Origin of the sequence: Kitasatospora saccharophila, assembly GCF_039529925.1 — a bacterium.
Classification (GTDB): domain Bacteria; phylum Actinomycetota; class Actinomycetes; order Streptomycetales; family Streptomycetaceae; genus Kitasatospora; species Kitasatospora saccharophila.
Map to the genome: position 1 here is coordinate 60,132 of NZ_BAAANS010000032.1, position 26,749 is coordinate 86,880.

At 72.3% G+C, this 26,749-nt stretch carries 22 protein-coding genes; 15 read left to right on the forward strand and 7 right to left on the reverse strand.

The annotated features are described in order from the left end of the window. Positions 1-147 precede the first annotated feature (147 nt). The 13 genes from ABD345_RS23015 to ABD345_RS23075 all read left to right on the forward strand — a co-directional run bounded on the left by ABD345_RS23015 (position 148) and on the right by ABD345_RS23075 (position 15,657). The gene (locus ABD345_RS23015) at positions 148-3,447 is read left to right on the forward strand and encodes an amino acid adenylation domain-containing protein (protein ID WP_344554488.1); all 3,300 of its coding nucleotides are present in this window, start codon (positions 148-150) and stop codon (positions 3,445-3,447) included. A gap of 11 nt (positions 3,448-3,458) precedes the next feature. After that, positions 3,459-5,285: a non-ribosomal peptide synthetase gene (locus ABD345_RS23020; protein ID WP_344554489.1), complete on the forward strand. Its 1,827-nt coding sequence runs from the start codon at positions 3,459-3,461 to the stop codon at positions 5,283-5,285. Further along, on the forward strand, positions 5,282-6,574 hold the full coding sequence (locus ABD345_RS23025) for a condensation domain-containing protein (protein WP_344554490.1): 1,293 nt from the start codon (positions 5,282-5,284) through the stop codon (positions 6,572-6,574). The genes ABD345_RS23020 and ABD345_RS23025 overlap by 4 nt, the downstream gene beginning before the upstream one ends. A gap of 26 nt (positions 6,575-6,600) precedes the next feature. Beyond that, the gene (locus ABD345_RS23030) at positions 6,601-7,446 is read left to right on the forward strand and encodes a class I SAM-dependent methyltransferase (RefSeq protein ID WP_344554491.1); all 846 of its coding nucleotides are present in this window, start codon (positions 6,601-6,603) and stop codon (positions 7,444-7,446) included. Between the two features lie 3 nt (positions 7,447-7,449). Next, positions 7,450-8,466: a MupA/Atu3671 family FMN-dependent luciferase-like monooxygenase gene (locus ABD345_RS23035; RefSeq protein WP_344554492.1), complete on the forward strand. Its 1,017-nt coding sequence runs from the start codon at positions 7,450-7,452 to the stop codon at positions 8,464-8,466. A 52-nt stretch (positions 8,467-8,518) separates the two neighbouring features. Continuing rightward, a complete protein-coding gene (locus tag ABD345_RS23040; protein ID WP_344554493.1) occupies positions 8,519-9,199 on the forward strand; it encodes a class I SAM-dependent methyltransferase in 681 nt (226 codons plus the stop codon). A gap of 93 nt (positions 9,200-9,292) precedes the next feature. Further along, complete coding sequence (locus ABD345_RS23045; protein WP_344554494.1) at positions 9,293-10,225, forward strand: beta-ketoacyl-[acyl-carrier-protein] synthase family protein; 933 nt, start codon at positions 9,293-9,295, stop codon at positions 10,223-10,225. After that, positions 10,222-11,529 carry a condensation domain-containing protein gene (locus tag ABD345_RS23050; RefSeq protein WP_344554495.1) on the forward strand — a complete coding sequence of 436 codons (1,308 nt, stop codon included), beginning with the start codon at positions 10,222-10,224 and terminating at the stop codon, positions 11,527-11,529. Before ABD345_RS23045 ends, ABD345_RS23050 begins: the two co-directional genes overlap by 4 nt. A 113-nt stretch (positions 11,530-11,642) precedes the next feature. Continuing rightward, positions 11,643-11,891 carry an acyl carrier protein gene (locus tag ABD345_RS23055; protein ID WP_344554520.1) on the forward strand — a complete coding sequence of 83 codons (249 nt, stop codon included), beginning with the start codon at positions 11,643-11,645 and terminating at the stop codon, positions 11,889-11,891. Next, positions 11,888-13,021, forward strand: coding sequence for an acyl-CoA dehydrogenase family protein (locus ABD345_RS23060; protein ID WP_344554496.1), 1,134 nt, complete (start codon positions 11,888-11,890; stop codon positions 13,019-13,021). Before ABD345_RS23055 ends, ABD345_RS23060 begins: the two co-directional genes overlap by 4 nt. Further along, a complete protein-coding gene (locus ABD345_RS23065) occupies positions 13,018-13,845 on the forward strand; it encodes a class-II aminoacyl-tRNA synthetase family protein (RefSeq protein ID WP_344554497.1) in 828 nt (275 codons plus the stop codon). Before ABD345_RS23060 ends, ABD345_RS23065 begins: the two co-directional genes overlap by 4 nt. Positions 13,846-13,945: 100 nt before the next feature. After that, positions 13,946-15,130, forward strand: coding sequence for an MFS transporter (locus ABD345_RS23070; RefSeq protein WP_344554498.1), 1,185 nt, complete (start codon positions 13,946-13,948; stop codon positions 15,128-15,130). Between the two features lie 5 nt (positions 15,131-15,135). Beyond that, the gene (locus ABD345_RS23075) at positions 15,136-15,657 is read left to right on the forward strand and encodes a GNAT family N-acetyltransferase (RefSeq protein ID WP_344554499.1); all 522 of its coding nucleotides are present in this window, start codon (positions 15,136-15,138) and stop codon (positions 15,655-15,657) included. Positions 15,658-16,374: 717 nt separating this feature from the next. On the opposite strand, the gene ABD345_RS23080 is transcribed toward ABD345_RS23075, so the two are convergent. From ABD345_RS23080 to ABD345_RS23100, 5 genes are all read right to left on the reverse strand, one after another. Further along, entirely contained in the window at positions 16,375-17,085 is a 711-nt protein-coding gene (locus ABD345_RS23080) for a hypothetical protein (protein ID WP_344554500.1), read from the reverse strand. Next, on the reverse strand, positions 17,082-19,367 hold the full coding sequence (locus ABD345_RS23085; RefSeq protein WP_344554501.1) for a hypothetical protein: 2,286 nt from the start codon (positions 19,365-19,367) through the stop codon (positions 17,082-17,084). Before ABD345_RS23085 ends, ABD345_RS23080 begins: the two co-directional genes overlap by 4 nt. Positions 19,368-19,434: 67 nt before the next feature. Next, the gene (locus ABD345_RS23090) at positions 19,435-20,214 is read right to left on the reverse strand and encodes a hypothetical protein (protein ID WP_344554502.1); all 780 of its coding nucleotides are present in this window, start codon (positions 20,212-20,214) and stop codon (positions 19,435-19,437) included. 126 nt (positions 20,215-20,340) lie between these two features. Further along, positions 20,341-20,979, reverse strand: a complete 639-nt coding sequence (locus ABD345_RS23095) for a Crp/Fnr family transcriptional regulator (protein ID WP_344554503.1) — start codon at positions 20,977-20,979, stop codon at positions 20,341-20,343. Between the two features lie 71 nt (positions 20,980-21,050). Then, the gene (locus ABD345_RS23100; protein ID WP_486327088.1) at positions 21,051-21,632 is read right to left on the reverse strand and encodes a Pycsar system effector family protein; all 582 of its coding nucleotides are present in this window, start codon (positions 21,630-21,632) and stop codon (positions 21,051-21,053) included. 693 nt (positions 21,633-22,325) lie between these two features. On the opposite strand from ABD345_RS23100, the gene ABD345_RS23105 reads away from it, so the two are divergent. After that, positions 22,326-23,462, forward strand: coding sequence for a Fic family protein (locus ABD345_RS23105; protein WP_344554505.1), 1,137 nt, complete (start codon positions 22,326-22,328; stop codon positions 23,460-23,462). Between the two features lie 242 nt (positions 23,463-23,704). Here ABD345_RS23105 and glnA read toward each other — a convergent pair whose 3' ends face one another. Continuing rightward, on the reverse strand, positions 23,705-25,117 hold the full coding sequence (gene glnA, locus ABD345_RS23110; protein WP_344554506.1) for a type I glutamate--ammonia ligase: 1,413 nt from the start codon (positions 25,115-25,117) through the stop codon (positions 23,705-23,707). Between the two features lie 321 nt (positions 25,118-25,438). On the opposite strand from glnA, the gene ABD345_RS23115 reads away from it, so the two are divergent. Continuing rightward, positions 25,439-25,906 carry an RDD family protein gene (locus ABD345_RS23115; protein WP_344554507.1) on the forward strand — a complete coding sequence of 156 codons (468 nt, stop codon included), beginning with the start codon at positions 25,439-25,441 and terminating at the stop codon, positions 25,904-25,906. 122 nt (positions 25,907-26,028) lie between these two features. Here the strand turns inward: ABD345_RS23115 and ABD345_RS23120 are convergent, their stop codons facing one another. Next, a complete protein-coding gene (locus tag ABD345_RS23120) occupies positions 26,029-26,715 on the reverse strand; it encodes a DUF4191 domain-containing protein (RefSeq protein WP_344554508.1) in 687 nt (228 codons plus the stop codon). Positions 26,716-26,749 lie beyond the last annotated feature (34 nt).

Sequence of the window (26,749 nt, forward strand, 5' to 3'; positions counted from 1 at the left end):
AGCTTATCCAGGTGTTCCCGGAGGTGAAAAACCTCTACTGCCGGACTATGGAGATGGCACATGCGTGAGAGCTTTTCGGAACTTCCCACGAGGGGCGGCCTCCCGAAGGGCTATGCGGGTCCGGAAGTCCACACGCCCTGGCTGGGAATGAATGCCGGCGACGTTTTCCGGTCGATTGCGGCGGAGTACCCCGAGGCCGTGGCGGTGAGCACCGAATCGGGCTCCACCACGTACCGGGAACTCGCCGCCCGGGTGAATTCCGTCGCGGCCGACCTCACCGCCGCGACCGGATCCGCGCACAGCGTGGTGGCCGTCCTGGCGCGCCGGGGCGTCGACCTGGTCGCCGCCCTGCTGGGCGTGCTGGCCGCCGGCCGGGTCTACGTCCCGGTGGACGCCCAGTGGCCCGCCGGACGCATCCGCACGGTCGTGGAACAGTGCGGCGCACAGGTGCTCCTGGTGGACGGGGCGCACGCCGGACTCGCCGCCTCCCTGGGCGTCGACGCGCGCGTGCTGCCCATCGCCGCGGCGGGCGCGCCGGAGGCGGGGGCCCCGTCGGCCGGGGCGTGCGGCGACGAGCCCGCCTACACCGTCTTCACGTCCGGGACGACGGGCGTCCCCAAGGGCGCGGTGAACACCCACCGGGGGCTGATGAACCACCTGTCGGCCAAGGTCACGGCCCTCGGCCTGACCGCCGACGACCGGGTCGCCCAGTCGGCGCCGCAGTCCTTCGACATCGCCGTCTGGCAGATGCTGGCGCCGCTCCTGGTCGGCGCGGAGTGCGTCGTGGTGTCCGACGAGGTCGTGCACGAGCCGGCGGCGTTCCTCTCCGCGCTGCGCGAGCGGCGGGTGAGCGTCCTCGAAGTGGTGCCCTCGCTGATGTACCCCCTGCTGGAGGAGCTGGACCGGACCGACCACCGCGGGTGGGAGCTGCGCTGGCTCCTGCTGGGCGGCGAGTCGGTCAAGCCGCAGCTGTGCACGGCCTGGCTGGAGCGCTTCCCGGAAATCCCGATCATGAATGTCTACGGGCCCACGGAGTGCGCCGACGACATCACCCACCACGTGGTCGGAAATGCCGGCGACCTCTCGGCCGATGGTGCGCACACCCCCATCGGAACACCCCTGCAGAACACCACGCTTTACGTCCTGCGCGAGGAGGAGGACGGGGCCTGGGTGGCGTGCGGGGCGGGAGAGAAGGGTGAGCTTTTCGCCAGTGGCGCCGGCGTCGGCCTCGGATACGTCCGGAATCCGGAAGCGACGGCCCGGGCGTTCTTCCGCGACCCCGCCGATCCGGCCGGTCGGATGTACCGCACCGGTGACGCCGCCGTGGTCGGCGAGGACGGCGTCTTCGTCTGCCTCGGGCGGCGGGACCGGCAGGTCAAGATCCGGGGCCACCGGATCGAGCTGGAGGAGATCGAGTCCCGGATCCTGTCCACCGGCCCGGTCCGGCAGTGCGCCGTGCTGCTGCACGAGTGGGAGGTCGCGGAGTCGCTCGTCACGCGCGAGGTCCTGGGCCGCGAACCGGCCGTGCGCACCCGGCGCCAGGAACTGCACGCCTTCCTGGTGCTCGACCCGGACGGCACCGTCGGCTCGGTGCGCGCCGCGCTCGCCGAGCACCTGCCACCGGTCATGTCCCCCGACCGGCTGATCCGCGTCGACGCACTGCCGACCACGCCCAACGGGAAGGCCGACTACGGCGCGCTCGCCGCCCGGCTGCACGGAAGCGGCGACTCCCGCCCGGCCTGGCTGGAGCCGCACGGCACCGCCGCGCAGGTCGCCGAGCTGTGGCGCGACGTCGTGGGGCGCTACCCGCAGCACCTGGACGAGGAGCTCGCGGAGGCCGGGCTCGACTCGCTGCACAGCATGGTGCTCGGCATCCGGCTCGGCGCGCTGGCCGGCAGCCGCGTCTCCACCGGGGACGTGCTGCGGGCGGTGACCTTCCGGGGCCTGCTGCAGGCCGTGGCCGACGCCACCCGGCGGCGGACGGAGACTCCCGCGGCGACCGCCCCGCCCTCCCTCGCCCTCCCCGACCCGCACGGCGGGCCGGTCGAGTGGCCGCTGGCCCGGCAGCAGCAGGGCGCCTGGTTCCACTGGCAGCTCGACCCGGAGAACCCCTACTACACCTACCAGGGGTACCTGGACGTGCGGGGAACCGTGGACGACGGCCGGCTCCGTGCCGCGTGGCGGGCCGCGCTCGCCCGCCACCCGCACCTCACGGGCGTCGTCACCGCCACCGAGGACGGCCCCCGGCTCCGCTTCCCGGCGTTCGACCTCGGCGACCTGGAGATCCGCGACCTGCGCGGCCCCCGCGGCGACGGCCCCGGCCCCGGCCCCGACTCCGGCCCCGACTCCGGGGAGACGGCCGAAAGCCCCGCCGCCCGGTTCCGGTCCTTCGCCGCGGCCGCCGCGGCCGAGCCCTTCGACCTGGAGAGCGAGCCCTTCGTCCGCGCCACCGGCTTCCGCGTCGCCGACGACCGGTTCCACCTGCTGCTGACCACCCACGAGCTGGCCCTGGACGGCTGGGGCGCCCAGGTCTTCGCCCGGACCTTCACCGAGGAGTACGCGGCGGCCGGGCCCGCGCGGCGCGAGCGGCGCCCCGAGCCCGACGGCGCGGCCGCCCTCGGCCGCTACCTCTCCTGGCAGGCGGCGGCCGAACGCTCCGGGGCCCTCGACGCGAGCCGCCGCTACTGGGCGGACGTGCTGGGCGAGCGGGTGCCCAGGCTCGGGGCGGTGCGCCCGGCGGCCGACGGCCCGGCCGGGCACGTCGCCGGGCTGGTGCAGCACCACCTCTCGGCGGAGACCGACCGGCTGCTGCACCGCCTCGCCCGGGAGGCCCGGGTGACGCCGTTCACCGTGCTGGCCACCGCCCTGTGGCTCGCCCTGTCCTCGGTCTTCGGCGAGGAGGACCTCGTCCTCGGCGTCCCGGTCACCCACCGCACGGCGCCGGAGGCCGAGCACGTCACCGCCTTCCTCATCAACATGGTGCCGCTCCGCATCGACCTGGACCCGGACCTGGCCTTCGGCGACGCGATCCGGCGGGTGGGTTCGCTGGCCGCCCGGGGGCTGGACCACTCCGACGTCCCGCTGGCCGACACCGTCGCCGCCGCGGCCCGGCGGGGCGCCCTGGGCGCGCACCGCACCCTCTTCGACGTGATGCTCAACATGCTCAACTTCCCCGCGGCCGAGGCCGACGGCGACCGGGACGCCACGATCGTCTTCCGCGAACTGTGGACGGGCTACACCAAGTACCCGCTGGCCTTCTACGCGCAGTCCCGCGAAGGCACCCTCCACCTCGAACTGGCCTACCTGGCCGACCGTTTCGCACCGGAGGCGATGGAACGGCTGCTGGCGGGCCTGGTCGCGATCCTCGACCGCGCCGCCGCCGACCCCGGCGAGCCGATGCGCCGCATCGCGGCCTCGGCCGGCCTGTCCGCACTGGCCATCGGATGACCGGGAGCGCCATGACCAGCACGCACCACGCACACGACCTGGGCCGGCGGGTGGCCGAACGGCTGCGCGGGGCCCCCGAGGACCCCGCCGTCCTCGGCCCCGACCCGCTGACGAACGGCGAGCTCGACCGCCTGAGCGGGGCCTGCGCCGACCGGCTGCGCGCGCTGGGCGTCGGCCCGGGCACGACCGTGGCCCTCGACGCCGGGCTCGGCAGCCGCTTCCCGGTGGCGCTGGTCGCGGTCCTCGCCACCGGGGCGGCCTACACCGCACTGGACTTCACCGACCCCGCGGCGGTGGCCCGGACCACCGCCGCGCTGTCCGCCGACGTCTGGATCGGCGGCGCCGACCGGACGCCGCCCGGCCGCACCGCCCTGGACCTCGACCCCGCGGCCCCGCCCGGCCGCACCGCCCCGGTCCTCGACCCCGCGGCCCCGCCCGGCCGGGCCGAGCGGCCCGGGCGGCCCGGAACCCGCCCCGGACCGGACCCGCAGGACGCCTTCCAGGCGGTCTTCACCTCGGGCTCGCTGGGCCGGCCCAAATGCGCGACCACCACCTACGCGGCGGTCGCCAACCGGCTGGACTGGTTCCTGGAGACCTACCCACTGCTCCCCGGCGACGTCGTCGCGGTGCACAAGGACGTGTCCCTGGTGGGCTCGCCGGTGGAGATCCTCACCGGGCTGCTGGGCGGTGCGGCGCTGTGCTTCCTGGACCGCGACACGCTGCTCGACCCGGACGAGCTGTGGGAGGCCGTCGAGGAGCACCGGGTCAGCCACCTGCTGGCCTCGCCGCCGGTCCTGGAGCTGCTGCTGGCCTCCGCGCCGCCCGCCGGCGGCGGGGCCGCCCTGCGGCTCGCCGCCTCCAGCGCCCAGGGGCTCTCCGCCGACCTGGCCGGCCGGTGGCGCAGGCGCTTCCCGCGCACCCGGCTGCTCAACATGTACGGCCTCACCGAGACCGCCTCGAACGTGAGCTGCTTCGAGGTCACCGACGACTCCCCGGGGCACGGCGGCACCGTGCCGGTGGGGCATCCGATCCCCGGATGCCGGATCCACCTGCTCGGCCCCGGCGGGCACCCGGTGCCCGCCGGGGAGACCGGCGAGATCCACCTCGGCGGGGTGTGCCTGGCCCGGGGGTACACCGGCCCGGACGGGGACACCGCAGCACGATTCGTCCCCGGCCCCCCGCCCGGCCGGGAACGGCTCTTCCGCACCGGGGACACCGGGCGGTGGACGGACCGGGGACTGGAGGTCCTCGGCAGAACCGACACGCAGATCAAGATCAGGGGGTACAAAGTCATGCCCGAAGAAGTGGAAGCGCTCCTCTCGGCCCTGCCCGACGTCACCGGCGCCGCCGCGCTCGCGGTGGGCGACCCGCTCGACGCGCGGGAGCTCGTGGCCTTCGTCGAGGGGCCGGCCGGCGTCGACACCGCCGCGGCCGCCCGGGCCCTCGCGCAGCAGCTGCCGGCCGCCGCGCGCCCCAGCCGGATCGTCCAGGTGGCGCGGATCCCGCGCACCGCCTCCGGGAAGGTCGACCGGGTCAGGCTGCCGGAACTGCTGGACGCTCCCGCACCGGCCGCACCGCCGCCCGCCGCGTCCTGCGCGGCCGTGGTGGAGGCCGTCTGGAAGCGCGTCCTGGAGGTCGAACAGGCCGGCCCCGACGACGACTTCTTCCAGACGCTCGGCGGCCACTCGCTGAAGGCCACCAGTGCCATCGCCGCGCTGCGCCGCGAACTGGGCGTCAAGGTGCCGCTGCGCATGATCTTCGACCGGCCGGTGCTCGCCGACTTCGTCACCGCGCTCGACGCCTTCACCGCCGAGCGGGGCGCAAGGGCCGGGGCGTGACCGCGGCGATCGAGTTCCCGCTGACCGTCGCGCAGCGGGGCGTGCTCGACGCGGAGGCCGGCCGGCTCGGACGCAGCAGCTACAACAACCCGCTGGCGCTGCGGATCACCGGACCGCTGGACCTCGAAGCCCTGGACCGGGCGTTCGCCGCGGCCGTCGCCCGGCACCCGCTGCTGCGCGGCGCGGTGGTCGAGGGCGGCGAACCGGAACGGCGGGTGCCGGCCGACCGCCCCGCCCCGGCCCTGGAGCGGGACGCCGGCCGCCCGGCCGGCCCGCCGGAACCGGCCGCGCTCGACGCCGAGCTGGCGCGCTACGCCGCCCTGCCGTTCGACCTGGTCGAGGGCCCGCTGGTGCGCGCCCGGGTGTACCCGCTGGACCGGGACGACCACGTGCTCCACCTGGTGGCGCACCACCTCGTCGCCGACGGCACCTCGATCGACCTGCTGGCCGCCGACGTCTCCCGCGCCTACCGCGCGGAACTCGGCGGCGGCCCCGGGGAGGCCGGGGCGCCGCCGGCGCCGTACGCCGACCACGCGCGGTGGGAGCACCGGTGGCTGGCCGAGGGCGGCCACCGGGACGAACTGCGCTCCTGGGAGGAGTACCTGGAGGGCGTTCCCGACGGCGTCCGCCTCGCCGTGCCCGGCCGGGCGGCGGACGGCGGGGGCACCGGGGCGCCGCTGACCCGCCGGTTCCCGGTCGACGGCGTGGCGGCCCTGCGCCGCGGCGCCGCCCGCAACCGGGGCACCCTGTTCGTCGCCGCCCTCACCGCGCTGCAGTGGACCCTGCACCGGCACAGCGGCCGGCGGCGATTCACCGTCCGGGTGCCGTTCTCCGGCCGGGTGGAGCCCGAACTCGCCGGGACGGTCGGGTACTTCGTGAACGTGCTGCCGCTGCGCGCGGTCATCGAACCCGGCAGCACCCCGGCGGAGCTGTTCGCGGCCAACAGCGCGGAGCTCCCCGACCTGCTCGACCGGCAGCTCGTCCCCGCCCCGCTGTTCGCGGCCGCCCGGCCGGCGGACGGGGCGGCGGCCGTGCTGCTCAACCTCCGGCCGCCGCGCGAACCGCTCTTCGCGGAGCACGGCTCCCCGGCCCGCGTCGTCCTCGCGGAGCCCGTCGTCGGCTACCAGCTGAGCCTGGTCGCGCAGGAGGAGGGCGACCGCCTGGTCTTCGACGCGCAGGCCGACCCCGCGGTCCTCACCGAGGCGGACCTCGTCGCGATCACCGACGGCTTCAGCACCCTGCTGTCCGAGCTGGCGGCCCCCGGGGCCGACGGGCGGGCGGCACCGTGAACACGAACTCGCAGGAGGCACCCCCCATGTCGGACCACCCTTCGGACACCGAGGTCGAGGACCTGTCGATCCTCAAGGAGCTCAACCGCTTCATGTGGGGCTCGGGCGACTACGAGGCGGTGGCCGCCCTGGTCCTGAAGGACGCGCTGGCCCTGGTGCACGACGCCGAGGTCGAGGCCGGGCAGCGGGTCCTCGACGTCGCGACCGGCACCGGCAACGTGGCCGTCGAAGCGGCCCGGACCGGCGCGGACGTCACCGGCCTGGACCTGACGCCCGAACACTTCGAGGTGGCGCGGCGGCGCGCCGCGGAGGCGGGCGTCACGGTGGCGTGGACGGAGGGCGACGCCGAGGCGCTGCCGTTCCCCGACGACTCCTTCGACCGCGTCTTCTCCACCTTCGGGAGCCAGTTCGCGCCCCGGCACGACCTGGTCGCCTCCGAACTCCTCCGGGTGTGCCGGCCCGGCGGCACGGTCGGACTCTGCAACTGGACCTCCGAGGGGTGGACTGGCCGGTTCACCGAGATCACCGCCCGCTACTTCCCGCCCGCCCCGGCGCACGTGATGCCGTCGATGGACTGGGGCGACGAGGAGTACGTCCGCGGCCTCTTCGAGCCGCTGGGCGGGGCGGTGGAGATCGAGCGGCGACGGGCCGACTACCGGTTCCCCGACGTGGACGCCCTGATGCGGTTCTTCTCCGCCAACTTCGGCCCCTGGCTGCTGGCCCGGCAGTCCATCACCCCGGCCGAGCGCTGGCACGAGCTGTACGCCGACCTGCGCGCCATGACCGCGGCCTTCGACGAGGGGACCACGGACACCCTGGTGCGCCCCGAGTACATCCGGGTGCTGGTGCGCAAGCCGGCCGCGGGGGCGTGAGGCGTGGACCTCGGGATCATGTTCTTCTCCAGCGTCGCCGGCGACGACAGCGCCCTGGCCTACGACCAGGTCCTGGAGATCGCCCGCACGGCCGACGCGGAGGGACTGTCCAGCGTCTGGCTGCCCGAACGGCACTTCCACCGCTTCGGCGGGCTCTTCCCCAACCCCGCCGTCCTGGGCGCCGCCGTCGCGGTGAGCACCCGGCGGATCGGGATCCGGGCCGGCAGCGTGGTGACCCCGCTGCACGACCCGCTGCGGATCGCCGAGGAGTGGGCCGTCGTCGACGCGCTCAGCCGCGGCCGGGTCGGGGTGTCGGTCGCCACCGGCTGGAGCCCCGTCGACTTCGCCCTCGGACCGGACCGCTTCGAGCACCGCCGGGAGGTCGGCCGGCAGCACACCGAGGAGCTGCGGGCGCTGTGGCGCGGCGAGTCGGTGCGGCGCAGGACGGGCGACGGCCGCACGGTCGAACTGTCCGTCCTGCCGCGCCCCCACCGGCCCGAACTGCCGCTCTGGGTCACCTCCTCCGGCTCCCGGGAATCCGTGCGGCAGGCCGCGGCGGGCGGCGCCAACCTCCTCACCCACCTGGTGGACCAGGACCTCTCCTCCCTCGGCGCGGCCGTCGCCGCCTACCGGGAGGAGTACCGCGGCGAGCACCCCGGCCGGGTCAGCGTCATGCTCCACACCTACCTCGACGAGGACACCGACCGGGCCCGGCGAACCGCCTCCGAGCCGCTGCTCGGCTACCTGCGCTCCGCGCTGCAGCTGGAACAGCTCGCCCACGGCGTGCCGGAGGAGGACCAGCTGTTCGACGAGGAACTGCTCGACATCAGCCACCGGCGCTACCTGGAGCGCGCCTCCCTGATCGGGGACGCCGCGCACTGCCGCGCCGTCCTGGAGCAGCTCGCCGACCTCGGCGTGGACGAGGTGGCCTGCCTCATCGACTTCGGGGTGCCGCACGAGGACGTCCTGGCGTCCGTCGGCCGGCTCGCCGCCCTCGGGCGGGAACTGCCCGCCGCGTGAAGCACCCCGCACCGCAACCGGACCAGCACCCATCCCACAGACAGGAAACCCCGTGACCGACACCCCCCACGTCCTCGACGCAGCCGAGGCCAACGCCGGCTGGGAGCGGGCGTACGCCGAACAGACCGGCACCCTCTGGCAGGACGAGCCGATCCCGCTCTCCGCCGAGGCGGTCTCCTTCCTCCGGGAGCACGGCACCCGCACCGTCGTCGACCTCGGCTGCGGCGACGGCCGCAACCTGCCGCCGCTGGTGCGGGCCGGCCTCCACGTCACCGGGGTGGACGCCTCCCGCACCGGCGCCGGCCGCGCCGCCGAGCGCCTGCGCCGGCACGAGCTGCCCGGCCTCGCCGTCACCGCCGACGCCGTCGACCTGCCCTTCCCGGACGGCGCCGTCGACGCCGTCACCTGCTTCGACGTCTTCAGCCACTTCACCGACCCGGCGGCCGCGCTCGCCGAGATCGCCCGGGTGCTGCGGCCCGGCGGCCAGTTCATGGTGAACGTCTTCAACACCGACGACAGCGAGTGCGGCCGGGGCGAGCTGCTCTTCGGCACGACCTACCGCTACCGGGGCACCGTCTTCCACTTCTACCGGGAGGACGAGCTGCGGGAGCTGCTCTCCGGCTGGAAGATCCTCGAATTCCGCACCGACACCTGGGACGACCCGCCGCACGGCGAGTTCCGGCCCGAGCCGCACACCCACAGCAACTTCGTGGTCAAGGCCGTCCGGGCCTGAACCGCCCCCTCCCGCCCGTGCGGGAGGGGGACCGCGGAGGCCGGGCGCCCCGGCCCCCGCGGGCGTCCGGCAGGACACGCCGAGGGGAGCACCATGACCGCCGACCACCGGAGCGGCGCACCGCGTCCGGTCCACATCTCGTCCATCGCCGCCGAACTCGGCACCCGGACGCCCCTGGAGGACCTGCGCAGCGCGCGGATCGCCCAGCAGCTCACGGTGCTGCGGGCCGAGGGCCTGGCGCACTGCCGCGTCGCCGGACCGACGGCACCCGAGCTGGCCGCCGCCTGCGCGACGAGGACGCTCGCCGCCGCCGGGGTCCGCCCCGACTCCGTCGTCTACTCCAGCGAGTCCTTCGCCGGGGAATCCGTCACCACCGACCTGTGGGACTTCCTGCTGTCGGTCGGCACCCCGGCCACCCCGGCGCTGGCGGTCAACGGCAACGGGTGCGGCAACCTGGCCAACGCCCTGGAGGTCGCCCGCAACCGGCTCCGGACGGAACCGGACGAGTCCTCGGCACTGGTCACGGTGGCCGACCGGCTGGACCACCACGACCGGTACCAGCCGAACGGCCAGACGGTGCTGAGCGACGGCGCCGCCTCCTGCCTCGTCACCACCGCGCCGCAGGGGCCCTCGTACCGGGTGCTGGGGATCTCCTGCCACCTGCGGGCGGACTGGCCGCAGGACGTGCCCGCGATGGCCTCCGCCCGCACGGTCATGGCCGGGGTCGAGGCCGCCGTCACCCGGCTGCGGAGCCGACTGCCCGATCCGGCAACGGAGTTCGGCCGTCTGATCACCGGCAACTACGGCTCCAGCACCCGCAGCTTCCTGGCCATGGCGGCGGGCCTCGACCCGGACGACGCCTACGCCCCGCTGGCCGCCGACACCGGGCACTGCTTCGCGGCCGACCCGCTGCTCGCCCTCGACGCGCTGGAACGCGAGGGCGCGGTCCTCCCGGGCGAGCGGCTGCTCGTCCTCGCCACCAGCTCCCGGTCCTGGTCCGCCGTCGCACTGGAGTACTGCGCATGACCGCCTCGCCCTACTTCCCGCTCGCGCCCGAGCAGCGCAGCATGCTCTTCCTCGAAGGACTCTTCGGGCCCGGGATCTTCCACAACATGAGCGTCACCGTGCGGGTGCCGCCGGGCACCGGACTGCCGGACGTGCGGCGGGCGGTGGAACGCCTGCAGGACCGGCACGACGCGCTGCGCAGCGGCCTGGCCGGGTACGCCCCGCTGCTCCAGCGCCTGGACCCGGTGCCGGCCCGGGTCGCGCTGCCGACCGCGGAGCCCGGCGAGACCGCCGCCGCGCAGCTCACCCGCCGCAGGCGCGAACTCCTCAACGCCGAACAGGTCCGGCACCGGTCGGGGCGGGCCCACTACGAACTGATCCGCTCGGCGGACCGGACCGAGCAGTACCTGCTGGTGTCCCTGGACCACTTCGTCTGCGACAGCACCGCCGCCGGCGTCGTCGCGGCCGACCTCGAACGCCTGCTCGACGGCGTGGACCCGGGCCCCGCACCCGCGCCCTTCGGCGAGCTGTGCCGCGCCCGCAGCCGCGCCGCCGACCCGGAGCGGGAGGCCGGCCACTGGAACCGGCTCCTCTCGGGCGTCGGACCACTGACCGGCCTCGCCCCGCGCCCGCCGGCCGGCCCCGCGCCCACCCGGGGCCAGGTCGACACCGTCATCGCCGGCCCGACCCACCACGACAGGCTGGCCGCACTGAGCGACCGGCACGGCGCCACGCCGTTCTCGGTGATGGCCGCGCTGACGGCGGTGGCGGTCTGGCACCGGACGGGGCAACGGGACTTCGCCTTCTTCACCCCCGTCTCGACCCGGCAGGACGCGGACGCCGCGGCGGTCGGCTGCTTCGCGCACGACCGCCCGGTCGTCGGCCGGGTCGATCCGGACGGGACGCTCGCCGCGACCGTCCGGTCGCTGCTGGCGGGCTACTGGCGGAGCTACCGCAACTCCGCCCTCGCCGTGCCCGACCTGGCGCACCAGGTGCCCGCCTTCGGCCGGACCCTGCTCGCCGGCCCGGTGGACTACCTCCAACTGCACGTCTGGATGGAGCCGGACGCGCCGGGCGCGGTGCCCCGGGACAGCCGCACCGAGTCCGAGCACGGCGAGTTCACCCCCGCCCACGACCTGACCGTCACCACGCTGCGGTTCGGCCTCTCGCCGAACCGGACGACCGTCCGCGCCTACTTCGGCGGCCCGGCTCCGGGGCGGGCCGCCGCCGAACGCCTCGGCGCGGACGTGCTGGCCCTGCTCGCCACCGCCGCGGAGCCCGGCGACCACCGGGTGGGCGAACTGGCGCGCCGCGCCCTCGACTAGGCCCTGCCCGGCACGCCCGCCGGGCGCTGCCCGGCCCCGCCCCGCCCGCCCGGCGGCGCGCGCCCCGCCCCCACGTACGACACAGGGAGAGAACCATCGACACCCAGGACCAGATCAGGCTCGTCCTCCGCGAGATGCCCAAACTGGCCGACGCGGCAGCCGTGCTGCCCGCCGACGCCGACCTGTGGAGCGCGGGCATGGACTCACTGACGAGCGTGCAGGTGATGGTGCGTCTGGAGGACCGGTTCGACGTCGAGTTCCCCGACGCGACCCTCACCCGCGAAACCTTCTCCAGCATCGCGGCCCTCACGAAGGTGCTCTCCGACCTGCTCGGCGAGCACCCCGGGACCGGCGCGTCATGACCGGCCGGAACGGCGGGACGCCGGAGTCCGTGGAACGCGCCGCGGCCGCCGCGGCCGCCGCCTCCTCGTCGGTCGACGGGCAGGCGCGCTTCCCCGCGGAGGCGACCGCCGCCCTGCGGGCCGGGGGGCTCCTCAACGCGGCGGTGCCGACCCGCCTCGGCGGACTCGGCCTCCCCCTGCCCGAACTGGTCCGCATCGCGGGCCGGCTGGCGGCGGCGTGCGGATCCGCGGCGATGGTGTGGTCCATGCACCAGGTCCAGATGGCCTGCCTGGCCCGGCACCATCCGGACGCGCCGCTGCTGGCCCGGGCGATCGCCGAACAGTGGCTGGTCGCCTCGGTCACCAGCGAGAACGGCGTCGGCGGCGACCTGAGGTCCAGCCGTACCGGGATCGGCACCGGCGAGGGGCGGTGCACCCTGGACAAGCAGGGCCCCACCGTCTCCTACGGCGCGCACGCGGACGCGTTCCTGGTGACCGCCCGCCGGTCCGCCGACGCCGCACCGGGCGACCAGGTCGCCGTCTTCGTCTCCCGCGAACAGAGCGACCTGCGGCAGACCGGCGAGTGGAACACGCTGGGGATGCGCGGCACCTGCAGCCCGTCGTTCGACCTGCGCGCGGAGTTCGACCCGGCACAGGTGCTCCCGGTGCCGTTCGGCGACGTCGCCGCCCGCACCATGGTCCCGCTGTCCCACCTCCTCTGGTCGGGCGTCTGGGTCGGCCTCGCCGCCGAGGCGGTCGACCGGGCCGTCCGCGCCACCCGGCGGCGCAGCCGGGGCGGTCCGCTCGCCGACCGCCCCGAACTGGCCGTCGCCCACGCCCGACTGGCCGGCATCCGGGCCCAGTTGGACGCCGCGACCAGATCGGCCGAACCGGTGCTCGAACACGGCGGGCAGCCCACGATGGGGCTCGCCGTGGAGCTGAACGCCCTCAAGGTCGGAGTCTCCGAGACCGCCCTCGACGTCGCCCGGCTGGCACTGGCCGTGTGCGGGATGGCGGGCTTCAGCGAGGACGGGCCCCACTCCGTGGCCAGGATCCTGCGGGACCTCTTCTCCGCCCCCCTGATGATCGGCAACGGCCGGCTGCTGGCCGCCAACTCCCAGATGATGCTGCTGTCCGGAGGCGCACGATGAACACGGCCCAGGCCACCCCGAACGACGGACGGCCGGGCACCGCGGCGCCCGGGGTACCGCTGACCACCCGGGCGGACGCGCGCGTCCTCGACGGCCTGCGGACCGCACTGGGCGGCCTCCTGGACGGGCCGAGCCGCGAGCACTACACCGCGCCCCCGGTGATCGCCCGCCGGACCGTCGAACTCGCCGGCTACCACACCTCCTTCCCCCAACTGCTCGGCGCCGTCCACGGCGGGCACGACGGCGAACCCGCCCCCACCGACCTGGTGCTGACCCCGGCCGCCTGCCACCACCTCTACCCGCTGCTGGCCGCGGAGGGCGGGCCGGCCGGGGGCACGCTGAGCGTGGAGGCCCAGTGCTACCGCGGCGAGCTGACCACCGAGTCCGGCCGACTGCGGTCCTTCCGGATGTACGAGTTCGTCACCGTCGGCCGCCCCGAGGAGGTCGAGCGGTGGCGCGACGCGGCGCTGACCCGCGCCGGGGAACTGCTGCACCGCCTCGGGCTGTCGCCCCGCACCGAGGCCGCCAACGACCCGTTCTTCGGCCGGGCCGGGAGGCTGGCGGCCAACCTCCAGCACGCCCAGCAGCTCAAGTGGGAACTGGTGGTGCCCACTTCGGACGGGATCGAGCAGGCGGTGTCCTCGGCCAACTACCACAAGGAGCACTTCGGCGAGGCGTTCGGCCTGTCGGACGGCGACGGGCAGCCCGCGCACAGCGCCTGCCTCGCCTTCGGCCTCGACCGCCTGGTCCTCGCGCTGCGGCACCGGTACGAATTCGACACCGGGCGGTGGCCGCAGGACGTACGATCGCTGCTCGCCCTGTGAATCCGTGCCCGCGCCACCGTGACCGCGCCGAGAGGCAATCCCCATGACGACCTTTCGCGAGATCGAGACACCACGACAACAGTCGCTCTGGTCACGGGACTTGACTCTCTTCCTGACCGCCCGCACCGTCTCGGCCCTGGGCGACGCGATGCTCCCGGTGGCCCTGACCGTCGTGATGCTCGACCTCGGTTACGGGGCCAGCGGGGTGGGGTACGCGCTGGCCGCGTGGATGGCGCCGTTCGCGCTGCTGGTGCTGTTCGGCGGAGTGCTGGCGGACCGCTACTCGCCGCGGCGCGTCATGATCCACGCCGACAACGTCCGACTGGTGGTGCAGGCGGTCCTCGCCGTGGAACTGTTCGGCGGTGACGTGCCGTTGTGGCACCTGCTGGTCGGGCAGGCGGTCAGCGGCGCGGCGGCAGCGCTGTTCCAGCCCGGCGTGATGGGCATCATGGCGCAGGTCGCGACCGACGTGCAGCGGGCCGGCGCCGTGCTCAGGACGGGGGAGTCGCTGGCCCGGATGGCCGGGCCGGTGCTGTCTGCCCTCTGCGTGGCGCTGTCCGGCGCCGGCGCCTCGTTCGCGATCAACGGCGCCACCTTCGGCGTCAGCGCCCTCTGCCTGACGGCGTTGCGCGTCAGCGCGGCGCCCCCGGCCCGGAAGGCGGCCGAATCGACCTGGCGGAGCCTGGTCACCGGCTGGCGGGAATTCCGCTCCCGCCGCTGGCTGTGGATGGTCATCCTGGTCTGGGCCGTCAACGGCCTGCTCGTCTTCGGCCCCCAACTGCCGCTGCTCGCCACGGTGATCGTGGGGGAGCACGGCTCCCGGGGGTACGCGGTGGTCGAGGCCGCACTCGGCACGGGCATGGTGGCCGGAGGACTCGTCGCCCTGCGGCTCCGCCCCGCACGGCCGCTGGCCGCGGGACTCCTGGCCATGCTTCCGTGGGCGCTGCCCCCGCTGGCCACCGCCGCCGGATGGCCGCTGGCGGTGGTGGCGGCCGCCTCCGCGGTCGCCGGCACCGGCTGGGCGTTCTGGAGCGTCATGTGGGCCTCGACCGTGGCGACCCACGTACCCGCCGGTGTCGTCAACCGGGTGTACGCCTACGACGTGGCCGGCTCGGTGCTCAGCATCCCGATCGGCCGGGCCCTCGCCGGTCCCGTCGGGGAGCTCACCGGCAACGCGAACCTGCTGGCGGCCTCCGCCTGGATCGGCGTGGCCGGCTGCCTCGTCCTGCTGTCCGCGCGGCCGGTGCGCGACCTGCGCCGGATCGAAACCCCCGTGGCGGGGTGAGCGGCGTGCTCCGGATCAGGCCCTTCACCGCCGCCGACGCCGCGGTACTGCCCTCGTGGCTCGACGGCCCCGGGGAGCTCCGGCTCTGGGCGGGCGACGCCTTCCGCTGGCCGCTGGACCCGCCCCAACTCGCCCGCTACCGGGCCGAGTCGGAGACCGGGTCCCGCCGCACCTGGAGCGCCGTGGAGGGCGACCCCGAGCGCCTCGTCGGCCACTGCTCCCTCCTCGTCACCCCGGACGGCCGACGCGGACGCCTCGGACGGGTCCTCGTCGCCCCCCGCGAACGGCACGGCGGCCGCGGCGCGGCGATGCTGCGGGGCGTGCTGGCCGAGGCGTTCGACGGCCTGGGCCTGACCGAGGTGGAACTCGGCGTCTACACCCGCAACACCGCGGCCCTCGCCCTCTACGAACGCCTCGGCTTCACCCCGCCGGCCGACCCCGCGCCCGACCCGCCGGCCCCGCCCGACCCCTGGTCGGTGACCACGCTGACCCTCCGCTCCCCGCCCCGGCCCGACCTGCCCCGATGAGCGGCGCCGGCTGCACGTCTCGTCCTCGCGACCGCGTTCCGACCACGCACCATCCCTGACCTGCCGCGGTGCCGCCGAGCCTGCGGGGCCGTCCGGGATGGCCTCGCCCCGGAGGCGGCGTGCGTCGCCCACCCGGCCACCACGAACGCGCCGTGATCGACGCGGCCACCCTCTGGACCGTTCGGCGGCTGGTATCCCGATCGGCCGTCTACTGGATCAGCGCGGCGTGGTGACGGCAGGCTCCACTGCTTGGCGAGCACGAGTGACACTCGCCCGAGGGGACGCGGTGCCGGTAAGAGGCCGAACCCGTTGAGTCGGGAGCCGCGAGCGATGACTACCGGGAGTGGCGAGACGGCCTACTGTCCGACGCCGGCCAATGCGGGCCGAGCCCGCTCGCGGCCGGATGCTCGGTGGCCACGTCGAGATCCTGGCTGATCCTGCCCGTGGCCGAGGGCACGCCACGATCCGGTCCTCACCCGGGCCGACCTGTCGATCGCTGGGGCTCGCCGCGGTCGGGGAGCGCTGAACGTTCACCGCGACCGCTGGTCTCACCGATCAGGTGGCCGTGACGCTGATAGCCGATCTCGTCGGGGTGTGAACGGACGCGGACGCTGCGCCAGGCGGCATCGAAGTCCAATTGTCCGTTGCGGGCCCGGCAGAGCCTGAGCGCCTTCCAACTCGTGCACGGTGCAAGGAGCCAACGCTTCAGGGACGTCGTCACGGGTGCCTCGCTTCTACTTGGTCGATGGGCCTTCCCGTCTCGTGGTTCAGGCCGTAGACGTCGATCAACTCTGGGGCGGCCTCCTTGAACGCCTTCAGGAGCGCCTTCATCGCCGTGGCGTCGCCGCAGACCGGGTCGGAAGCCGAGCTCAACCTCGCCAAGGCGTCGAGCGCCGGGTACCACCACTCGTTCCCGGTCCGTACGCTCCTTGCCAGTTGCTGGAACGGTCTGATGTCCACGGTCCCGAGCTCGTCAGGGTGCCGTTCGAGGTAGTCGAGCAAGAGGAGCTCTGGATCGCTGTACAGGGCGTCCCTCAGGTACGTCAGCCGCTGGACCCTCGCCCGGTCTTGTCGCCGTTGGAGGGCGGCTTCGCGGGTATCGGCGTCAAGGAAGAGCTGGACCTTGGAGGCGAGTCCCCGGTAATACCCGTCAGGGCTGTCGTACCCTCGCCCGAGCTCGGCGTTGAGCCAGTCCTGCGCGGGTCGTACCTCGTCGACGGACCAGAGCTCGGACAACGGTGTCGCGCGTTCCAGCAGGTCTCGGGCCACGAGCGACTCGATGTTCCGGTGATCTTCCGTGCCGGGCCGCCATTCGGCCGAGAACGTGGCCCTGAAGAAGAGCTCCGGCGTCCGGCTGCGCAGAGGCCGCCGCTCCACCACGCACGTGAACCTCCCGCGCGTCCGACGGCGGCCGAAGAGGCGCTTCACTCGCCCACCTTGTTCAGCTCCACCACGGACAGCAGTTCGGGGTCGTCCTTCACCATCGTCATGATGTCCTGCTCCGGCCGACGGCCGTCCGCACGGACGACCCCCGCGAGAACGGTTGCCAGACGCTTGAAGTCGGCCAGCCGGCCGTGGTTCACCACGGCTTCCCAGACCATCGCGAGTGCCAGCTCGTACGGCTTCCCTGACGGGCTCCGCTCCAGCCACGCCGCGAGGGTGGGAAACAGGTCGGGATAATCGTCCGGGGCATCGAACACGCCATCCAGAGCAGCTCTGACCACCTCGGCCGCATTCGACTCCGGTACCACGGCGAGCGTGCGCGCATCCGCCCGCAGGAGTGCCAGGACCCCGAGCCGCACCGCCGTGGTCGCGCCCGAACGCCGGTGCACGGACCGGAGCGTATCGACGAACCACGGCAGGCCGTTCTCCTGGCGGAGCGCCACCCCGAAGGCATCCAGGACGTCACCCCAGACCGTCGGGCTGCCGTTGTCGGCTACCCGCCTGATGCGGGTCATGGCCGCGTCGCGCTGCTCGTCCAGCAACTCGCAGCACACCTGGACGACCAACCGCTGGCCCTCTTCTGACTTGCGCGCGGCAGTGTCATAGAGCAACGCGCGGGTGGGACGGCCAAGGGTGCCGTCCTCGGCCGCACCGATGAGGACTCTGGCAGCGAACGCCCGGCGCCGAGGTGTCGTGGCGAGATCCCGCAGCACCGCGAGGCCCTGGGTGTCCCGGGTGGCCAACAGCACGCTCTTGATGGCACGGATCGGGGCGCCATCCGGTTCGGCTCGCTGCTCCGGAGAGTCGGACATGATCCACTCCAGCACCCGGCGTCGCACATCCGGGTACTCGCGCCACACCCGGATCAGCAGCTCGTTCCCGTACGCCGCGGCGCGGAACGAGGCCACACCGGATTCGTCGACCTCGGCCCCGATCGCCTTCAGACGGGTCTGCAAGCCTCGGCCGGCGAACGATCCCCGGAGGTCGGAGCGCTTCTCCTTCGTGGCCGCCTCCCCACCCGCGGTGCCTCCGGAGAGCAGGTCGACCAGCCGGTGCCCCTCCTCGATGGCCTCCTCGACCTTGACCGAGCCCCGGACAGCGAGCACGAGGGAGTAGCAACGCTCCTCGAGCGTCAGAGCCGACACCCGCCCGACGCCGTCGATCGTTTTGGCGGGTGCCGATGCCTCCGCCAGCCGTTGGTCCAGTTCCTCGGACCAACCGCGAACCAGCCGTTTGAGCACGTCGGCGTACTCCACGAGGTCTGATCGGAACTTCGGATCGTCGACCTCCTGCCCGGGCACCAACGGATCGAACTCGGCCGTGATCTTGAGGAAGTCGCGGACGAAGCGGCTCGAACGGACCGCGCTCCACTCCTTGATGTCCCGGGCGATATCGCGCCTCTCGAGATCCGCGGCCAGGGCTTCTCCGCGGCGGGACTTGATGTGGTTCCGGACCACCGGCCATGCGGGCGGCGAGTCCTTGAGCTCGAAGACCGCGATCTCTGCGGGGACCTCGGCCTTGCGCGCCGACCAGAGCTCCTCCGTCACCGTGATGAGGAGGAAGGAGTTCAGTTCCCGGAGCTCAGCCGCATACCGTGGAAGTTCGGCCAGGAGACTCTCGCGCAACTGGTCGGTCTCGCCGTCCCGTAGTTCCAGGAGCTGCCCTCTCCCGGGCTTGCGCGGAAGCTGGGACACCATGAGCCGCTGCCAGTCGCCGTCCAGGAGGACGATGCTCCGGCCGTCGCCCGCCACCACTGCCAACTGGCGCTTACCGAACGTCGTCGCCCCGATCTCCGGCCGGACCACCACGACCGCGAGCGGATACTCCGAGCTCAGCGCCTTCTGGACCCGCTCGGCCGCCGCCGCCCATGTCGGCGGCTCGACGTAGACCTTGTCGAGCATGGCTCTGCCAGGGTCGATCAGAGTCTCTTCCATGGGCTTGTCGACCGTCGTCGTCGGGTTGAACGTCGGTTTGTAGAGCACGTCGCGAGCAGTTTCGACATAGACGGAACTGCTGCGCGCCTGTGCGGGGGCCGGGCCCTCGTGATCGGCGGGCGTCGTTGCGGCCGGCGCGGGGCTCTCCGTCTCCGCAGCGAAGTCGGGGGCGAGCGGAGTCTCCCCTGGCTCACCTGACTCCCCTGGCCTGGTCTCAGGGAAGTCCAGTCCCGGTTGTTCCCGGTCGGGTGCGCCATCGGCCGTTTCCGCCTCGTCGGCCGGGCTCGCGGCGCCCTCACGCGGGCTTGCCGACGTGTTCATGACATTATCCACGGTCTCGTCCTCCTCGGGGGCGATTCGCTGGTACCGGGTCCGGCACCCCGCCGGAACCCGGGCGTGGCTAGTTGATGGTGATGTCGCCGGCTTGCTCGACGTAGCCCTTGACGCCGTTGAAGATCCGCTGACCGACCGCGGGACGAACCGACGGGTGAGGAGTCGGGAGCGGCCCCTCGGTCGGCGCCGCTCCGAGCTCCGGCCATGGATCGGTCGCCTTCAGCAGCTCCGCGTTCACCGTCGGCACGTGCACCCACGCGGGCTCGGCGAACTTTTTCTCCACCACCGCCCGGGTGAACCGGAAGTCCTCGGCCCGGAGGCGCTCGGTCCGGCCGGCCCGAACGATGACCTGGAAGGCCTCGTGGGACAGGACCAACGCGACGAACGCCCCGCGTTCCTCGGCGACCTCTACTGCGTCGCGAGCCGCGTCGCTGTTCACGAAACGGCACAGATCGTTGATCGGATCTCCCCGGTGGCTGTCCGGCAGCGGCCCCACGTGCACACTCATCCGTACGCGGATCGGCGCGACGGAGGCCAGCCGCTCCCGGTCGTGACCGGCCAGGAGCCTGTGCAGGTTTTCCGCCAGGGGATCGACCAGAAGGCGCGCCCGCGCCAGCGGAAGAGCCAGGATGAGACCGTCGCCCGTGGGGTCTCGGTACAGCGGGTAGCGCCACTCGAATTCGAGACCGCTCTGGGCGAACGCGGTGGTGAGCATGCTTTCGAGGTCCTCCCAGTGGTTCGCCATGCGCCATGAATCGACGACGCTGTAACCCTTCATGTCGAGCACGAAGAGTGCCCGGTAGTCAGGGATGTCGCGAGGGTCTCCGGGAGCGGTGGTCCGGTGCATGGCTGGCGCCCTTTCACAACAGAATGGGAGGAGGCCGCGATGGGCCCGTTCAGCGGTGTACCGATGATGCGGCGACGACACGGGCAGCGCTGCCCACTTCTGGGCAGTAGCCGGGTGAGCCGTATCTCAGGCGGTCGGGCGCCAGGCTCGCAGGCCCGCGAGGTCGGCGACCACCAGTTCCCTGGCGTGCGCTTGGACGAGTCCTCGCACGCGAAGCGGCCGCAGTGCCTCCACGACGGAGTTGCGTGAGCAGCCGATCAGTTGAGCGATCTCGTCCTGCGACAGCCTGATGCGCACGAGGCCCCGAACCGGATGGGCTGTTGACTCTGCCAGTCGCAGCAACGCCGCCACAAGGCGGATCGGAACGGAAGCGGTCGCCAACTCCTGGCGGATCTGGTCGCTTTGCTGTACCTGTCCCACCGTGTGCCGCATGAGGACCTGAAGTAGCCGGTGCTCGTCGATGAACGCGTGGAACTCGGGAGCCGGGACGATGTGGATGGTGCACGGTTCCACGGCGATCACTGTCGCACTGCGCGATCCCTCTGTGAGTACGGCGAGTTCACCGAGCAGGTCGCCGGCTCCCCGGACCGCCAGCATGGTCCGTCGGCCGGTCTCGTCACGTCTGGTCACAGCCACTGATCCGGAGGCGAGTGCCAGGACGTGGGTTCCGGGGGCGTCCTGTATCAGCAGGACGCTTCTGGTCTTCCGGTGTCGGGGAGGTGCGAGCGCGCACAGTTTCTCCCAGAGTCGCTCCCCGAACAGCATTCGATGAGTCTGATACACATCTCCTCCATGCACAAGAATGTCTATTTCGAGCAGTGTTCGACCGGAAGGCGTCAGAGATTGAAGAGAGCAATGAGTACGGATGACGCGACCAGGACCAGGCCGAACTGAAGCACCGTTATCGAAACTCGCAGCAGTCGGTACTTCCGAATGGCGAGCGCGGCCAGCTCTACCGCCTTCCGGCTGTCGGCGATATCGAGGTCGGCCACCGAAAGGTGGTGCACGGTGGTCAGCAGCTGGTGCTCCGTCATGGTGGCCACATCGAGGAATGAGAGCCGGTCCGGTGCGACGGACGGGGGGAGTGAAGGGTTGAGCGCGGCCGCGGCGAATAGCAGGGAGATCACCATCGCGCTGCCCCCGAGCATCGCCGGGACGGCTGCCCACACGGGAACCCCAGAGGCCGCCGCGAGGACCGCCACTTCCAAGGCACCCGCGATGCTTGCCATCGAGCAGACCGAACCCGCCTTCGCATCGGCGCGCTGGACCTCCGCGCCCGCCTCGGCCGCTAGAAGATCCAAACGTCGGGAGATCGGCCCCGGTTCGCTCCGTGCGGGGGCCGGTACCACTGAGTTCGGGACCGAAGATCGACTCTCTGCCCGCCTGACCATCACGCCTCCCCAACGAGACGACGGCATTCAATGTGATCTCATCGTTTCCCGGCGCACCCCCTCCTATCGCCCAGATCTTGACTGTTCGAAGGTGGCCCTCGACACACCGGTGTGGTGGGTGCCCAGTTCCAGAACATCGGATCGAACCCGGCGCGCCAGGAGAAGCGTAGAAGGGTTCACCAGAATCCGGTGGCGGTCCGCCGAGATTCACCGGCCTGCAAGGGAACTGACAGGATCGTTCGTCGATAGATCGCCAGACATGGTCGCTATCGGGACATTCTTGACTTGCTCGGATTGCATGCCACCCCGTCGATCGCTTCGCATCCAGGGCGTGTGGGATGGATCGACTGCGACTGCTGTTCCGGTGCCGCGGCCTGCCTGTACCGTTTCGGAAGTCGATCAGTTCGAATTCGGATCCCGTGGGCCCTGATGCAGGCCGGGTGCAGGACGAGGCCGGGTAGGAGAGCACTGCGCAACGGGTCGAGACTGTTGGGTCTCGCTTTCTCGGTGCTCATGGCCGGCGGCACCGGTCGCTGCGCATCAGGCATGCCCCGTCGGCACTGGGACCCGGCGGTCACCTTGAGTGAGACGTTCGGGAGAGCCCTTCCCGGACCGACCGCCTTGCTTGTCCACAGACCGGTCTGGTTGTCCTCGGGTTGGCTGGCGAACGGTGTCCGCGCGGAGCTTGACGTAATGATTGCGTCATTCTATCGTCGATGCATGCTCTTTCCTACGCCTCCCCTCGCTGTCGATGACGAGCGGGTACTTGACGAGATCGAGAGCATGCGGCTCGTGCTGCGGCACCAGGTTCGCACGGCCCCGGTCAAGTGGACCGAGGGCCTGCGCAAATTCCTGACGGCCGATGCCGTGGCGGCTTCGAACTCCATCGAGGGCTTCAGGGTGTCCACCGTCGATGTCGAGGACCTGTTGGAAGGCGAGCGCGATGTGGAGGTGTCAGAAGAGAATCGCGAGGAGACGCTCGCTTACCAGCGGATGATGACGTACATCCAGACGTTGCACGACGTCGACGACTTCTCCTACAGCAAGGAACTGCTCAACGCGCTGCATTGGATGCTGCAGGGCCACCGCCACACTGTGCGGAAGCCAGCCGGCCAGTGGCGCCGTGGACCGGTGTACGTGACCGATGCCCGCGATCCGAGTATCGCCGCCTACACCGCACCTGACGCGGAGGAAGTTCCTTCGCTGATGGAGGAGTTGGTGGATTGGCTGAATGACGGCGATGACACGCATCCACTTGTGCGGGCCGCGATGGCGCATCTGCAGCTGGTGTCCATCCATCCTTGGGCCTACGGGAACGGTCGGATGTCGCGCTCGCTGCAGACTCTCATGATCGCTCGGGAGGGCGTCCTCGCCCCGGAGTTCTCGTCGATCGAGGCATGGCTGGGGCGCCCGGGCAACACCTGGGAGTACTACCGGGAACTCGGACGCCGAGGCTCCGAATTCCTGCCCGACCAGGATGTCTCCGGGTGGGTCCGCTTCAACTTGACCGCCTACCACCAGCAGGCGCAGACCGTGCAGGGCCGCCTGGACAGGTCCGGGCAGGTCTGGGGCCTGCTTGCGGACTTTGTCGAGACGGCCGGCATGGACGAGCGGGTGGTGACGGCCCTGCACGACGTGGCCATGGCCGGCCGGGTGCGACGCTCGCGATACGAACACGCGGAGGGACTGAGTGTGCAGCAGGCACAACGGGACCTGCGTGAACTGGTCACTGCTCAGGTGCTGGAGCCTGTCGGCCGAACTCGGGCCAGGTACTACACGGCCGGACCGCGTTTCCCGGAGCGGGCACTAGGCGTGGCACGTACGCCAATGCGCCTCGTCGACCCGTTCGTCGGCTGAGACCCCGCTGGTAGGTGGGGGCAGCGCCCGGGGCCCGTGTGGTCGCAGGACGGCGGGCGATGCAGTGCCGGAGCCTCCGGTGCCCGGGTGCCGAGTTCGATCTGGGTGCACCGCTGGTGCACATCACTACGAGCTGAAGCTGCGGAGGCTTCCACCGCAACGGCATCGGTGCAGGCCAGCGACTCGCTGGCCTGCACCGACGTGAACGGCCCGATCTGCATGTGCGCAGGTCGGAGGCCCCTTTAGAGGTCGTAGTACATCTCGAACTCGTGCGGGTGCGGCCGCAGGGCGATCGGGGCGATCTCGTGGGTGCGCTTGTAGTCGATCCAGGTCTCGATCAGGTCGGTGGTGAAGACGCCGCCCGCGAGGAGGTACTCGTGGTCGGCCTCCAGGGCGTCGAGGACGGCGCCGAGGGAGGCGGGGACCTGGGGGACGGCGGCGTGCTCGTCGGGGGCGAGCTCGTAGAGGTCCTTGTCGACGGGCTCCAGCGGCTCGATCTTGTTCTTGATGCCGTCGAGGCCGGCCATCAGCATGGCGGAGAAGGCCAGGTAGGGGTTGGAGGCCGGGTCGGGGGCGCGGAACTCGATGCGCTTGGCCTTGGCGTTGGAGCCGGTGATCGGGATCCGGATCGCGGCGGAGCGGTTGCGCTGCGAGTAGACCAGGTTGACGGGGGCCTCGAAGCCGGGGACCAGGCGGTGGTAGGAGTTCACCGAGGGGTTGGTGAAGGCCAGCAGCGAGGGGGCGTGCTTGAGGATGCCGCCGATGTAGTAGCGGGCGGTGTCGGACAGGCCCGCGTAGCCCTGCTCGTCGTAGAAGAGCGGGGAGCCGCCGGTCCACAGCGACTGGTGGACGTGCATGCCGGAGCCGTTGTCGCCGAAGATCGGCTTGGGCATGAAGGTGGCGGTCTTGCCCGCCCGCCAGGCGACGTTCTTGATGATGTACTTGAACAGCATCAGGTCGTCGGCGGCGTGCAGCAGGGTGTTGAACTTGTAGTTGATCTCGGCCTGTCCGGCGGTGCCGACCTCGTGGTGCTGGCGCTCGACCTCCAGGCCGGCCTTGGCGAGTTCGAGGGACATCTCGGCGCGCAGGTCGGCGAAGTGGTCGACCGGCGGGACGGGGAAGTAGCCGCCCTTGTACTTGACCTTGTAGCCGCGCGCGTCGCCCTCGGCGGAGCCGCTGTTCCAGGCGCCGGCCACCGAGTCGATGTGGTAGTAGGAGGCGTTGGCGGAGGTCTCGAAGCGCACCGAGTCGAAGACGTAGAACTCGGCCTCGGGCCCGAAGTAGGCGGTCTCGGCGATGCCGGAGGAGGCCAGGTACGCCTCGGCCTTGCGGGCGACGTTGCGCGGGTCGCGGCTGTACGCCTCGCCGGTGATCGGGTCCTGGATGAAGAAGTTGATGTTGAGGTGCTTCTCGGCCCGGAACGGGTCCAGCCGGGCGGTGGCGAGGTCGGGCACCAGGGCCATGTCGGACTCGTGGATGGCCTGGAAGCCGCGGATCGAGGAGCCGTCGAACATCAGGGTCTCGGACGGGTCGAAGGTCGCCGCCGGGATCGAGAAGTGCTGCAGCACGCCCGGCAGGTCGCAGAACCGGACGTCGACGAACTTGATGTCGTTGTCCGCGATGTACTGCTTCACCTCGTCGGCGTTGGTGAACATCCGTACTCCTCCTCGGCGTGCACGGTCTGAGTCTCCGTCAGGGGCGACGGGAGCCCCGGTGCAGGGGCTCACGATAGGAACGGCCCGTTTCCGACTCGTGACTCGCTTGTTTCCCACATGTTAACCGGGCCATTCGGGTGGCTGGCAAAGTGGGACGGTTCCGGGCAAAATCCCTGCCCCGTAGCGGCGCTGGCCACTCATTGGTCTAGACCATTTGCGGCAGTCGGGCGAACCGGGTTCACTCCGGAGGGAGACCCCCGCGGCGCGCCGCCCCCGGGGGTCACCGGCCGGGCGGACCGTAAGCCCGGTTAGGGTGGATTCGTGGACACCAGAGAAGCACTCGGATCGTGGATCGACGGCCCGAAGGCGGCCGCCGAGAAGATGGGCGCCGAATTCGGCTACCGCGGCGAGCGCCTCGGCCTCCCGCAGACCGGGCCCGGTTCGCTGGCCGGCCCCGGCCGCCGGATCGGCGCGCTGTTCGTGGACGCCTGGCTGGTCGGCCTGGTCGCGTACGGGCTGATCGCGAAGGGCGACCAGGGCGTCGCCAACCTCTGGACCACCCCGCTGTTCTACCTGGTGGCGGTGCTGCTCCTGGCCACCACCGGCACCACCGTCGGCAAGCGCCTGTTCGGCCTGCGGGTGGTCCGGCTCGACGGCCGCCGGGCCACCATCCCGCAGGTGCTGCTGCGCACCCTGCTGCTGTGCCTGGTGGTCCCGGCCGCCGTCTGGGACCGCGACACCCGCGGCCTGCACGACAAGGCGGTCGGCACGGTCGAGGTCCGGATCTGACCCCACCGGAGTCCGGATCCGACCCCGCCGGACCCGGCCCGCCGCCGAAGGTCGAACGGCCCCGCTCGCCGAGGGATGAACCTCGCGGGCGGGGCCGTGGTGTCGGAACGGGGGAGTCGCGCCTAGCGCATGCCGCCCTTGGGCATCCGGGTGCCCTTGGGCATCGGACCCTTGGGGATCGGGGCCTTGGAGAGCAGGTCGCCGAGCGCGCGCAGCCGGTCGTTGGTCTCGGTGACCTGGGCGGCGCTGATCGCGCGGGGCAGGCGCATCAGGTGGATCTGCAGCTTCTTGAGCGGAATCTCGCCCTCGCCGTTGCCGACCACGATGTCGTGCACCGGAATGTCGCCCACCACCCGGGACATCTTCTTCTTCTCGGCCGCCAGCAGCGGCCGCACCCGGTTCGGGTTGCCCTCGCCGATCAGCGCGATGCCGGCCCGGCCGACCGCCCGGTAGACCGCGTCCTGGCTGCGGGTGACCGCGACCGGGGTCTGGTTCGAGCTCCAGCCGCGCCGGATGTTGCCCAGCACCGCCGCGACCGCGCCCGGCTGGCCCTCCATCTGCCCGAACGCGGCCCGCTCGGCACGCCGGCCGAACACGATCGCGACCGCCAGCACCGCCACCACGAAACCGAGGATGCCCAGGTAGATCGGGTGGTCCAGTGCGAAGCCGATGGCGAGGAACACGCCGAAGGTCAGCAGGCCGACGCCGGCGATGATCAGGCCGATCTTGGTGTCGACCTTCTTGGTCATGACATATGCCTGGCGGATCTGTGCGAGCCGCCCAGGAGTATCGGATTTTTGCCTCGCCATACCGCTCATGGTACGTGGCGGCACACGCGATCAT